General features: G+C 43.0%; 13 protein-coding genes. 4 read left to right on the top strand and 9 right to left on the bottom strand.

Going from position 1 to position 12,827, the window contains the following annotated elements:
- Positions 1–175 precede the first annotated feature (175 nt).
- The 6 genes from I8748_RS17635 to surE all read right to left on the bottom strand — a co-directional run bounded on the left by I8748_RS17635 (position 176) and on the right by surE (position 5,467).
- Entirely contained in the window at positions 176–499 is a 324-nt protein-coding gene (locus tag I8748_RS17635) for a type II toxin-antitoxin system RelE family toxin (RefSeq protein ID WP_198125876.1), read from the bottom strand.
- Entirely contained in the window at positions 489–746 is a 258-nt protein-coding gene (locus tag I8748_RS17630) for a type II toxin-antitoxin system RelN family antitoxin (protein WP_198125875.1), read from the bottom strand. Before I8748_RS17630 ends, I8748_RS17635 begins: the two co-directional genes overlap by 11 nt.
- Before the next feature lie 65 nt (positions 747–811).
- Complete coding sequence (locus tag I8748_RS17625; RefSeq protein ID WP_198125874.1) at positions 812–1,720, bottom strand: AAA family ATPase; 909 nt, start codon at positions 1,718–1,720, stop codon at positions 812–814.
- 145 nt (positions 1,721–1,865) lie between these two features.
- A complete protein-coding gene (locus I8748_RS17620; protein WP_198125873.1) occupies positions 1,866–2,948 on the bottom strand; it encodes a bifunctional riboflavin kinase/FAD synthetase in 1,083 nt (360 codons plus the stop codon).
- A gap of 381 nt (positions 2,949–3,329) precedes the next feature.
- Positions 3,330–4,226, bottom strand: a complete 897-nt coding sequence (locus I8748_RS17615) for an MBL fold metallo-hydrolase (RefSeq protein WP_198125872.1) — start codon at positions 4,224–4,226, stop codon at positions 3,330–3,332.
- A 443-nt stretch (positions 4,227–4,669) separates the two neighbouring features.
- A complete protein-coding gene (surE, locus tag I8748_RS17610) occupies positions 4,670–5,467 on the bottom strand; it encodes a 5'/3'-nucleotidase SurE (RefSeq protein WP_198125871.1) in 798 nt (265 codons plus the stop codon).
- A gap of 323 nt (positions 5,468–5,790) precedes the next feature.
- On the opposite strand from surE, the gene I8748_RS17605 reads away from it, so the two are divergent.
- Both I8748_RS17605 and pheS read left to right on the top strand, forming a co-directional pair.
- On the top strand, positions 5,791–6,117 hold the full coding sequence (locus I8748_RS17605; RefSeq protein WP_198125870.1) for a hypothetical protein: 327 nt from the start codon (positions 5,791–5,793) through the stop codon (positions 6,115–6,117).
- Positions 6,118–6,250: 133 nt separating this feature from the next.
- Complete coding sequence (pheS, locus tag I8748_RS17600; RefSeq protein WP_198125869.1) at positions 6,251–7,243, top strand: phenylalanine--tRNA ligase subunit alpha; 993 nt, start codon at positions 6,251–6,253, stop codon at positions 7,241–7,243.
- Between the two features lie 95 nt (positions 7,244–7,338).
- Here the strand turns inward: pheS and I8748_RS17595 are convergent, their stop codons facing one another.
- Positions 7,339–8,379: an ABC transporter permease gene (locus I8748_RS17595; protein WP_198125868.1), complete on the bottom strand. Its 1,041-nt coding sequence runs from the start codon at positions 8,377–8,379 to the stop codon at positions 7,339–7,341.
- Between the two features lie 189 nt (positions 8,380–8,568).
- Entirely contained in the window at positions 8,569–9,987 is a 1,419-nt protein-coding gene (locus tag I8748_RS17590) for a hypothetical protein (protein ID WP_198125867.1), read from the bottom strand.
- Positions 9,988–10,173: 186 nt separating this feature from the next.
- On the opposite strand from I8748_RS17590, the gene gorA reads away from it, so the two are divergent.
- Entirely contained in the window at positions 10,174–11,514 is a 1,341-nt protein-coding gene (gene gorA / locus I8748_RS17585) for a glutathione-disulfide reductase (protein WP_198125866.1), read from the top strand.
- A 235-nt stretch (positions 11,515–11,749) separates the two neighbouring features.
- Here the strand turns inward: gorA and I8748_RS17580 are convergent, their stop codons facing one another.
- Positions 11,750–12,364, bottom strand: coding sequence for a protein kinase domain-containing protein (locus tag I8748_RS17580; protein ID WP_198125865.1), 615 nt, complete (start codon positions 12,362–12,364; stop codon positions 11,750–11,752).
- 14 nt (positions 12,365–12,378) lie between these two features.
- Between I8748_RS17580 and I8748_RS17575 the strand changes: the two genes are divergently transcribed.
- Positions 12,379–12,744: a helix-turn-helix domain-containing protein gene (locus I8748_RS17575; RefSeq protein WP_198125864.1), complete on the top strand. Its 366-nt coding sequence runs from the start codon at positions 12,379–12,381 to the stop codon at positions 12,742–12,744.
- Positions 12,745–12,827: the final 83 nt, after the last annotated feature.

Raw genomic sequence — 12,827 nt, 5'->3', positions numbered from 1 at the left:
GGTGTTTCAAGTTTTGCGTAAGTCTTTTAGATTGCAGGGAGCGGTTTTAGTATTTTTTAATTACGGGTGTGCAATTTTGTAAAATTTACATTGGTTTCTCAATGTTTACCAAAGGAATAATCTTCTAATATTTTTAACCGTCCTCATCATAAAAATTAGTTACAATACCCTGGATTTAATGTGCGCTAATATCTTCTCGGTCTGACTTAGAGTAAATTGTTAGTAGCAAAATACTTGTAGGTGATTCCAATTGATAAATTAATCGGTATCCAGCGCTTTTACCTTTTTGGATATTGCTATTGCGAACCTTCACTTTATATACAACATACTCTTCACCAAGACTGCCAATTCTATCTCCTACAAAGTTGCCTTGTTGTAACTGCTCAATAATCGGTTGAACATCAGAGCGAATATTGCGGTATCTCTTTAAAAGGTCACGCAAATTTTGTTTATATTCAGGAGTTAAATCGATTAATATCGATGGCTGTTCATTCGGCATCAATTCCATCCCACATTTGCGATAGTGGTAGGCGTTGCCCGGCTTTTGCTTGCTGCAAAGCTCTCTTCAAACTGGCTTTAATTTCCTCAACGGGTGTATCATCAGGGTCATACTCTTGTGTTTCTGCCTGTTCTGGAACCAACACAATCACCCGAACCGGATGAGGATAACTTATTCCCTGAATCGGCTCATCTAAAATTAGATTTCCTTGAGCGTCAATCCTGCCAGTAACTTCAATCGCTTTCATCTTTTATCCACCTCATTTTGTTGGTGATCCTAACATGCGCAAATTCTGGCAGGATAAAGCTGATTTTAAGGAATGGCAAGCGATCGCAATAATCGCTCAACAACAGTTCTGGCACTACGTCCTCCTCTAGGAATGAGGCGATGGCAAAGAACATGAGGTACAAGAAATTTCACGTCATCAGGAATTGCGTAATCACGCCCTGATATAAAAGCTAAGGCTTGGGTAGCCCGTTGTAGTGCTATAGTACCGCGAGGACTAACACCTAAAGTTATTTCTTCATCCTGCCTGGTTGCTCGTACTAATTCCAATATGTATTGCTGTAAAGAAGTATCCACTCGTACCTTGAAACAGAGGTTACGCAATTCTTGTACTTCTGCCAAGGTAATACAAGGTTGCAAATCAGCAACATTCACACCATGCTGGAGATTTTGCAGCATTTCCAGTTCTTCTGTAGCAGAAGGATAGCCTAAACTCAACGACAACATAAACCGATCCATCTGCGCTTCCGGTAAGGGAAAAGTGCCTTGGTACTCGATGGGGTTTTGGGTAGCAATTACAAAGAAAGGTTGGGGAACTGCACGAGAGACACCATCAACTGTAACTTGATGTTCTTCCATAACTTCCAGCAAAGCCGACTGAGTGCGGGGTGTAGCGCGGTTGATTTCGTCAGCTAGTAGCACATTGGCAAATACTGGCCCAGGCAGAAAAGTAAATTCGCCGCTTTTGGGGTTCCAAATGTTAGTACCAGTGATATCAGTTGGCAATAAATCGGGGGTACATTGTAACCGTTGAAACTTACCATCAAGTGAACGAGCTAGGGATTTAGCGAGGAGAGTTTTGCCGACTCCTGGGACATCTTCGAGTAAGGCATGGCCACCACCTAGCAACGCCACTAGCACTAAACGTATAGCATCAGTTTTACCAACGATGGTACGAGCAAGATTTTGTGTCAGAGCCTCAATTTTTTCTCTCATGCAATGTGGGGAATGGGGAATGGGGAATGGGGAATGGGGCATTGGGAATGGGGCATTGGGGGCTATCTCCCTCATCTTCCCCTGCTCCTCTGCTCCCCTGCTCCCCAGTCCCTTATCTACAGTGTTCCCACTCAGCACTCAGCACTCAGCACTCAGCACTGAGAATTTTTCTAGCAACGGTACAGTCAAGTTGAATTTGTGTTTTTAGGTCTTCTAGTGAAGGAAATTTCTGTTCAGGTCGCAAAAATTCAACTAGCTGCACAGCCAATTTTTGTCCATACAAATCACCAGACCAATCGAACAGGTGTACTTCCACAGATGATCCAGTACCATTTACTGTGGGACGATTGCCTATGTTCATCACACCCAAGTTTTGAGTCACAGTAATATCTGGTGTCTCGCTCAAAATCTCAACGCGCACAGCATAAACACCTTGGCGAGGTATAAACTTGTCGTTTGGTAATTGCAGGTTGGCGGTAGGAAAGCCAATGGTTCTGCCTAGTTGCTGACCTTGAACCACAATACCAATCAGGGTGTAGGGGCGTCCTAGGAGGAGGTTAGCATTTTTGATGTCACCACTTTCTAGCGAGTGGCGGATCAGTGAAGTGCTAATGGGAATCTCCTCGGTGGGGGCAGTGTCTGTATAAGTTTGTAAGGGAACAATGGTGACAGGGATATCGTACTTGGCAGCGAGTAGTTGCAAATCCCTAGCAGTACCACGGCGTTGTTTGCCAAAACAAAAATCTTGCCCAACGCTAATTCGCCGACATTGCAGTTGTTGCACTAAAATCTTTTCTACGAACTCTTCAGGAGACAAAGCAGATAATTCTTTGTCGAAGGGCAGTAGTACTAGTTGTTCTACTCCAAGCGATCGCAATTTTTCCACTTTTTCATCCAGGGGTGTTAATAAAGCACGGGGTTGCCCTGTAAAAAACTCCTGTGGATGGGGATGAAAAGTGACAACTGTCGAGTATGTATGTTCTTGATTTGTCAGTCGTCCTTGCTCAGTAGTCAGTTGTTGGTTTTCGTTTAACTGTTGTACGGGCGCAAAGCCTTGCGCTCCTCCTTGCGACAACTGACCACCAGCGTGTAAAACTGGTTGAATGACTCTGTGATGGCCAAGATGCACACCATCAAACTTGCCAAGAGCCACAGCAGTTGGTGTTAAAGCCAATTGAGTCGAAGAAGCAACCCACACAGAACATCCATTTTGAGACAAATTTAGCACGTGGATTCTGGGATTTTAGGTTTATTTAGCCATCAGCTACAAGCTACCTTACGTCAGCCGCTTTGAGGAATTGGGAATGGGGTATTGGGCATTGGGGAGCCACTGCGTTGGGCGGCTTTGCCGACTTGAAGCAAGTGGCGTCATGGGGCATGGGGCATTGAGAATGGGGCATTGGGAATTAGAAAGTTATTTCTCCCTCATCTCCCTCATCTCCCTCATCTCCCCTGCTCCCCTGCTCCCCCGCTCCTTTGCTTCCCATCTCTCTATACCCATACAGCGTTTCCTTCTGTTATTGCGGCGTAACTGTGAGGTACGCTCTCTCGCTAACAGCTCTCGATCACCAATCTAATCTAAAATTGATAATCGCTTCCTTCGCAACCTTTACACAGAAAACTTGCTGACAGGAAAAGATTCTGATAAGGGAACTGAGGTAGGAACTTGAAGCACCATTCCTTCCCGTGCCATAATTGCACCAGGAAATTGAAGAGCTGCTTGTTCTCCTACAGAATCCAAAAAGTCATCATTGTGAGCGGGATCGTGATGATAAATTACCAGAGTTTTGACATTAGCTGCTTTAGCAAGTTTCACAGCTTCTTGCCATGTAGAATGTCCCCAGCCAATTTTGGGAGATTTTGGTGAATGGTATTCCTCATCAGTATAGGTAGAATCATAGATGAGGATGTCGGCGTTGCGAGATAGCCATAAGACATTTTCATCCACCCTATCGGCAAAATGTTCTGTATCCGTAATGTAAGCAGCAGCACCACCAAGCCAATTGACTCGATATCCTATAGCTTCACCCGGATGGTTGAGAGATGCCGTCTCTATGGTAATGTCATTGATTTGTATTGGTTGCCCTGGTTCAATGTTGTAAAAATGCAAATTTGCCTGCATGATCTGCAAGGGTACAGGAAAATTGGGGTGTAGCATCTGGTCATTGAGTCGCTGTTCTATGGTGGAACCATCAGGAGCGATCGCGCCATAAATATGAAAATGATTTCCTTTGACAAACCCTGGCACAAAGAAGGGAAAACCCTGCATGTGATCCCAGTGAGAGTGGGTAAAAAATAGATGAGCTTCTATCGGCATCTGGTGCAATAAAGATTGCCCCAAGACATGCAGTCCGGTACCACCATCGAAAATTAAGCGTTTATCGCCCACTTGCATCTCAACGCAAGGGGTATTACCACCATAACGAACGGTGTGTGGTCCTGGACTGGGGATGCTTCCGCGAACGCCCCAAAATTGTACGGTAAATTGATTCTTGATCCTGGACATGGGTGTTGCTTGCTGGACTGAGCGGGCGATCGACAACAAAATTTTACTTGCTTTGTTAAGTCTATGCTGTACTACCACATTTGGTGGAATCTGTATTTATTGGTAAAACAGCATACCCTATGTGGCTCAATTGTATAAACGTAGTTAATCTACTACGAGCCAATAACCTCATATTTTACGAGCATACTTGTATCGCTAATATTGGGAGTATTTCTACTTTATAGTCTTTATAGCCTAAATTTTCCTGTTGTAATACATTTAACTATGTTTTGCGGCTTACCAGTAGATTAGAGAGCAGGGGAGCAGAGGAGATGAGGGAGAAGTAACTTCTATTCTTAACTACCATGCCCAATGCCCAATGCCCAATGCCCAATGCCCAATGCCCAATGCCCAATTCCCCTGTTCTGTATGTTTGATTCATTTGAGAATCACTGTCAAGTAATTTAAGAAAAATGAAATTCCCAATTAGATAATTTTTCCAGTCCGTTACCATAAGTAAGATTGTATTGCAACGGCGTGATGCTAATGTAGTTTTTACGGATGACATCTACATCGATAGGCACATTATGTGGTAAATTTAAGCCTTCTGGTGGTTCCACGTCTTCTAGCACTTCTCCAGTTAACCAGTAATATGTTTTACCACGCGGATCTACGCGCTTGTCAAAAACATCAACATAGCGGCGCACTCCCTGACGGGTGAGGGTAACACCAGTAATTTCTTCCCACTTGACAGCTGGAACATTAACGTTGAGCAACATTAAATCGGGTAGAGGTTTTACAGCCAGTTGCTCTACTAAGATTTTGGCAAACTGAGCAGCAGGTTGAAAGTCCTTTGATGTATGACTGGTAAGACTCAGGGCTATGCTGGGAATGCCTTCGATGAGTCCTTCCATAGCAGCAGAAACAGTACCAGAATAAAGTATTTCAGTTCCTAAATTTGCACCATGATTAATGCCAGAAAGAACTAAGTCAGGAGGCGATTTTAGCAAAGCCCACAGCGCCAATTTCACACAATCTGAGGGTGTGCCATCACAAGCCCAAGCATTAACTGTGGGATGAAAAAGTGACTCGACAATTTCAGCACGAATCGGCTGATGGAGGGTTAGTCCATGTCCAGTTGCAGAGCGTTCGCGATCTGGGCAAACTACAGTTACATCATGACCTGCTTCTGCCAAGCAGTTAGCTAAAGTACGAATACCTAGGGCAGAAATACCATCATCATTGCTAATGAGTAATTTCATGTGCAAATAGTCAATAGTCAACAGTCCAGAGTGAGCCAGCGTGCTTCAAAGGGAGTTTTCCCCCAATCCCCACTTCGTGGAGACCCGAGTCCCCCCTGAGTGACTGGCGATCTCAACAGCGATCTTTGACGCTTGTAGCGTCACCCCCAAGGGGTCAACAGTCACAGGCTAATTGTCAATGTCTAGTGTCACCAGCTAAGAACAAAAAACATACTCGCATGTTCAATTGCCTATAAACTGGTAAAAAGAGGTGTGGTTTTGACCAAAAAATTCTCAAGTTTGTAGATGCCTTCTGGGCGGCTTGCCCTAGGTTAGGATAATGGATGGTTCATAAAAATTTTCGTATGTATTTGACCCCTGATGGACAAAAAGATAAAGTTTTTTACTACTCAGGCTCCTATTCAAAAGTAGGTAGAGTAATTTCAGCTTTTATCCTACCCTACCCTAGCCTTCAAGAACACCTAAAACAAGATTTAACACTTGCTATTCGTGAATCGGAGTGTCCAGAATGCAAAAGTTTTTGGGACAGAGATATTAATGCTACCTTGAACCTGATGCTATTCTCTGAATCAAAAATACCCTTGGAAGAAGGAAAATCTACGCCTGAACAGCCAGTTGAAAGATTGGGTATCACCCGCAGTAGTGGGTGAGGTCAGGAAGCCCTAAGTGTTGCGAAGCGTCACTAGGGGTACTTCACTAATGCCATACTACTAAGATTATTTGTCGGGTTGTCCAAAACATTGGACTAATGACCAATAACTAATGACTATTGACTAATAACTAATGACTAACAATTTAGAGGCTCAACTTTTAGCACTGCGGCAAGAAGGAGAAAAAGCGATCGCCGCCGCTGATACCCTAGAACGTCTAGAAGAACTCCGAGTTAGCTATCTGGGTAAGAAGGGGCAACTAGGGGCACTGTTGCGAAGTATGGGGCAGATGAGTGCGGAGGAACGCCCAAAAATTGGGGCGATCGCGAATACAGTCAAGGAGTCCCTGCAAACTAGTTTAGACCAGCAACGTCTCGCCCTAGAAGCAGCACAAATTCAACTACAGTTAGAATCCGAAACTTTGGATGTGACAATGCCGGGAATTTACCGCCCTCAAGGTCGCATTCATCCCCTGAACGGTATTATTGACCGGGCGCTGGATATCTTTGTCGGTATGGGCTACACCGTAGCTCAAGGCCCAGAGATGGAAACCGACTATTATAATTTTGAGGCTCTTAATACCCCGCCTGATCACCCCGCCCGTGATATGCAGGATACTTTCTACCTGCCAGATGGCAATTTGCTACGGACTCATACCTCATCAGTACAAATTCGTTACATGGAAAAGGAGGAACCACCCATCCGAGTTGTGGCGCCAGGGCGAGTTTATCGGCGAGATAATGTAGATGCCACTCACTCCGCTGTTTTCCATCAAATAGAACTTTTAGCAATTGATGAGGGGCTGACGTTTACAGACCTCAAAGGCACTATTAAGGTGTTTTTACAAGAAATGTTTGGCGAGTTGCCAATTCGCTTCCGCGCCAGTTATTTCCCCTTCACAGAACCATCCGCAGAAGTGGATTTGCAATGGAATGGTCGCTGGCTAGAAGTTATGGGGTGCGGTATGGTCGATCCCAATGTACTCAAAGCTGTAGGTTATGACCCAGAAGTTTATACTGGATTTGCTGCTGGTTTTGGTGTAGAACGCTTTGCAATGGTATTACACCAAATCGACGATATTCGCCGATTGTATGCCAGTGATTTGCGGTTTTTGCAGCAATTTTAATTAATGTGAATTGGGAATGGGTAATTGGTAATTGGTAATTGGGAAACTCTTCCCTAATCCCCAGTCCCCTGTACCCAGTACCCAGTCCCCAGTCCCTAAACTTTACCCTTGATCCGATATTCCAAAGCCAAAGCAACGGCAATGAATAGCACAGTCAATCCTTGAATGGCGTAAACCACAGTTACGGGTACTCCAGCACTGCGCTGCATGACATTGGCACCACTGCGAAGGGCTGCGAAAAATAGAGAAGTCAGCACTACAGCGAAAACACTACCACGGCTTAAAAAAGCGATCGCAATGGCATCAAATCCATAACCAGGTGAGACTTGTTCAAATAACCGATACTTCAAGCCCATTACTTCAGATGCACCTGCTAACCCTGCTAAACCACCCGCTAACGTCATTACTAACATAACGGTACGTTCTACAGAAATCCCAGCATAACGGGCAGCAGTAGAGTTAAATCCCACCGCATTGATTTGGTATCCTAAAGGCGATCGCACTAACAATACCCACAATATTCCGGCTGCTATTAACGCTAATAAAATTCCTGCATGGGCAAGACTCTGGGGTAAGATAATCGGTAACTGAGCAGATTTAGCAATTAATGGTGAATAAGCACTAGGCGCACTCGGTGCTTTGAGAGGATTTTGCACCAAGTAGCTAACTAAATTCACGGCTATATAATTCAATAACAAAGTAGTGATTACTTCATTTACTCCCCGCATTGCTTTGAGATAACCAGGAATCCAACCCCAAATTGCACCAAATAAAAAGCCTGCTAATAATGCTAAGGGAATGTGGATTAAAGCTGGTAATCCTTGCAAATATAACCCTATTAAAGTACTTCCCAAAGCACCCAAATAAATTTGTCCCTCGCCACCGATATTAAATTGACCTGCACGCAATGCTATTAACACTCCTAAACTAGTGAATAATAGCGGTGTCATTTTGGTAAGGGTGTTGCCAAATCCGAAGTAGGTAGAAAGGGATTCTTGAAACAACGCGGTATATGCTGCTATGGGATTTGCCCCAGCGAATAAGATGAGGACTGCACCAACGGCTAAGGCAGATCCTATGGCAATTACTGGTGAAAAAATGGGTAATAGGGAAGTTTGAATTCGGTTGGTTGTCATGAATTTATTTTGTTCGACGGATGGTACAGGAAGATGGAATTCATCGAACTTAATTTCAAAAAGTAAAAATTTTGCTCACTTATTTTACTTTACCAAATGTGATTATTATCAATCCTCAATCTCAAACTTTTAGTATTTAAATTATTAAATTGTTATTTTCTCCACTTTTTATGAAATATAATTGCCAACTTACAAAAGATCTTTGGGATTCCAAGGAGTATCAGAACGATAACCAATGATGACGTTATTCCAAAGCTTGTTCTGCTCATTTACATCATAGCTTTGATATTTTATGTAACCTTTACTAAACCATAAACTACTTGAATACTGATGATTTCTTGATTCTCCCCGTACTGAGTCAGGAAATATTTTATCTACCCATTTTTGGACAAGTTTTTGATTTAAAAGTTGGTCTTTACCTTTGGCATAAATTATGGCTGCGTAAGGTGATGTTCTTACTTCCAGTTCGTTAAATAACAAGAATAGGTCAATTTCTGGCAAATCAGCAATCAATTCTACATAACCCAATTCTGCACCATAAGAATGCAGGTAATGGTAATAGTAAGCTAAATGCCAAGCTGCTGCCTTGGCAATTTCGGGTTCTTCTTTGTAACCCATTTCTATTAACAAAGGTTCTAATGCTGCTATTTTATAGTTTTCATCTGTAGCTGCTGCGATGGCAATATCTACTCTGCCAATTTGTATCAGGCGACGAATGGCATTTGCATCTCGACTGAACCGTTCATGAGCATCAAAACCAAGGTGACAGGGAAAATATTTAATATATGGTTCTGGGGATGGTGAATTTTCTAAAATGTCTAAAACCCAAGCTCCATAATCAAGATTAATGTTATCTTTAGGGCACGAAAACCCAAAAGCCCCAGCAACCCCAGGGTTTTCTAATTCTTTTTGGCGAATTAATACCATTATTTCTTCAATGGCTGGTATTCCCTCAGCAATTTGTTGCTTAATCTGCAAATCTTGCTGATCATCCCAGCTATTTTGCTGTATTCTCGTGTAAAATTTACCAATCTGGTAAGCAGCACTAGCTCTAATAGTTAAGTCAGGATGGTCTAAAGCTGTGATTAATTTTGTTCCTGCTTCTGTCCATGTCCAACCGTAACCATAGAAGTAAATTTGAACAGCTTCAATAGCTTCATCACTGGGAAGCTGGCGCTGTTCATTGCTGGTCAGTTCTTCTAGCCACTGAAGTAATAAACGCCTATAAGCCTCATCTTCGCAAAAATAGCTGAATTCGTCGCAGAACTCCTCAAAGATATCTGGTATGATAGTTGCTTGCTCGGCGATCGCCTGTAAAATATTTGGTAAACGTTCTGCTTGTCGGTTGCTTTGCCTACTTTCGGCTTCTAGTGCTGTTTTGAGTCTCGCGATCGCCTGTTGTCTGATTTGCCAGTCTTCACTATTGAGTAGGCTGATAAATCTCTCAAAAATCCAGTCCCATTGTTCTGGCGTATAATCCCGATTCAGAGGAATGCCCAAACCTGGTGCTAAGTTTCTTCCTTCCCAGTATGGAGCTAGAATAGCACTGGTATCAGCAAGATTTATGAGTATTTCTTCAATCCCCTCAGGAGTTGATTCTTCTGTCATGAGCATTAGTCATTGCGATCGCTGTTTCTTTTGTACATAATTGCTAGTAAAGCGGCAATCTGTTACGTATCAGAGCGTTTCCATACCGTTTTGTCCATCCAAAGACAGTAGCTCAAATGTTGACTAAATAACTATAAAAGATCAAATAGCTCTGCTTTCCAAACAGTTGAAAAGGAACAGATTTTTATGGCATTTGATTACGACCTGTTTGTCATTGGTGCTGGTCCTGGGGGATTAGCAGCAGCTAAAAAAGCAGCTAGCTACGGTGTCCGTGTCGCTATTGCTGAACAAGAAACCATCGGTGGTACTTGTGTAAATCGCGGTTGCATTCCCAAAAAACTGATTGTTTACGCCGCTGACTTTGCCAAGGATAATCAAATGGCGCACTATTATGGGTGGAGCAACTGTCAACGGTACTTTGACTGGACACTGTTTATGAAGTCAGTGTATCAGCATCTAGAACATATTAGCCACTCCTATATTGAGCAGTTGCAAACAGCGGGAATTGAATTAATTCGGGAACGTGCGACTTTTGTCGATACGCACACTCTAGATTTGGGTGGACGTAAAGTTACAGCCGACAAAATTGTAATTGCTGTAGGGGGTCGTCCGACAAAGCCTGACATTCGAGGTATAGAATACGCTATCACATCCCGCCAGATGTTTCACTTACCTTATCTGCCGAAACGTTTGGCAATTATTGGTGGTGGCTATATTGGCACTGAATTTTCTAGCGTGATGCACGCTTTTGGATGCGATGTTACGGTAATCGAGCATGATGCCATGATTTTATCAGGTTTTGATGATGACATCCGCTCTGGTGTGCAAGAAGGTTTAAGCAAACGGGGAATCCGGTTTTTTACCAACAGTACTGCTCAAAAAATTACACTCTGTGATGATGGTTTACTTTTGACTACTACTGGCAAATTTCAGGAAATCATCGCCACAGACACGATCCTGGTTGCCACAGGTTATGCTCCTAATACCAAGAATCTTGGTTTAGAAAAAGTCAAAGTTGAACTTGACAAACAAGGTGCAATCACAGTGGATGCATACAACCGCACCACCCAAGAAAATATTTATGCTGTAGGTGACTGCATCAAAGGAATCCAATTAACTCCTGTTGCTAAGGCAGAAGGTGTGGCTGTAGCTAATACACTGTTTGGCAATCAGTCACAACAAATAAATTATGACTATGTGCCTACTGCTGTTTTTTCTCGCCCCGAAGCGGCTAGTGTAGGTATGACAGAGGCTCAAGCAAAAGAAAAATTTGGTGAAGCTGTAAAATGCTATTGCCACCATTTTCGACCACTATTGTATCAGCTGACTGAATACGACGAGCAAGCCACAATTAAATTAGTAGTAAATAATGATTCTGGGCAAGTTTTAGGCGCTCATATGGTGGGTGAACACGCAGCTGATATCATTCAAAGTCTTGGGGTAGCAATTCGTCAGGGCATTACCAAGCAAGATTTAGATGATACAATCGGCATTCATCCTACTATTGGAGAAGAGTTCCTGGGGTGAGATTTTGAGCAGGGGAGCAGGGGAGCAGGGGAGCAGGGGAGCAGGGGAGCAGGGGAGATGAGGAGAAAGATAAGCGTAAGTAGGAGTGCGTTTAAAAGACAAATCAATACTATTAACGAGGATATTGGTAAACCTGCCCGTAGTAAATCATCCTGTATTCTATACAACCCTCTTCCTTGAATTTTGAATAAATAAACAAGCAAATTGATTTATTTTTCCCCTGCTTTCCTGCTCCCTATCTCCCCATCCCTCCATCTCCCCTGCTCTGGTTAAAGTCGTCTAATACAGATGTTTCTGAGAATGATCCTGTCCAAGGTGTGGTGGGAGTTTCTAAATCGTCTTTTGATAATGTATCAATCGGTGAGTTAGCTTTTGAAATCACGTTGGTGTTTGGAGAATTGATTAATTGGTCAATGTCTGCTAATATTTGCAATGCAGACTGATATCGCTGTTTGCAATTATCTAGCACCATTTGAGAAAGAATTTGAGCCAAAGAGTTGCTGACTACAGCTTTATGACTCCATTTCACCTCCCCATAAATATCTCTATCTAGCTCATGGGGTGGGATACCAGTCAAAGCTTTAATGGCAATCATGCCGACTGCATAGATGTCACTGTTGTATTGCGGACGCCCAAAGCATTGTTCACTTGGTGCGTATCCCTTTGTACCAATGCCAATGGTAAAGGGTGTTGGCTCTGAATCATCTAACTGTGGTGTGGATACTTCTTTGACAGCGCCAAAGTCAATTAATACAAGCTTGCAATCAGAGCGTCGTCGAATGATGTTGCTGGGTTTACAGCGTTTTTCAATTGAATAGACACCAAATTTAGTAAACTGAAGGAGCAGCAAAAATACTCATAGTTATGCCGGCTCCCTACTCAACAGATTTACGCCAACGTGTGATAAATGCTTATGAATCCAAACAAGGGTCGCAACGCCAATTGGCTGAACGCTTTCAAGTGAGTGTATCCTTCATTAAAAGGTTAATTCGTCGCTATCGAGACACGGGACAGGTGACATCTTTGCCTCATGGAGGAGGTGCGATCGCTAAAATCAGGAATAGTAGTTTGGCAGTAATTGAGCAGTTAGTTGATGAGCAACCAGATGCAATACTTGAAGAATTATGCTCTGGTTTTGCAGCCAAAAGTGGTGTCGAAGTCAGTGTTACGACTATGCATCGAGCAGTTCAAAGGTTGAAGTTGACCACTAAAAAAAACACTATATGCTAGCGAGCAAGACAGTTCACGAGTCAATCAAATGCGCTTTGATTATCGAGATTGGGTTTTAGGTATAGACCCACATAATTTGGTAT

The organism is Amazonocrinis nigriterrae CENA67 (genome assembly GCF_016056305.1).
GTDB lineage: Bacteria > Cyanobacteriota > Cyanobacteriia > Cyanobacteriales > Nostocaceae > Amazonocrinis > Amazonocrinis nigriterrae.
Note: the sequence above shows the minus strand (reverse complement) of the source record. Positions and strands in the feature narration are given on the sequence as shown.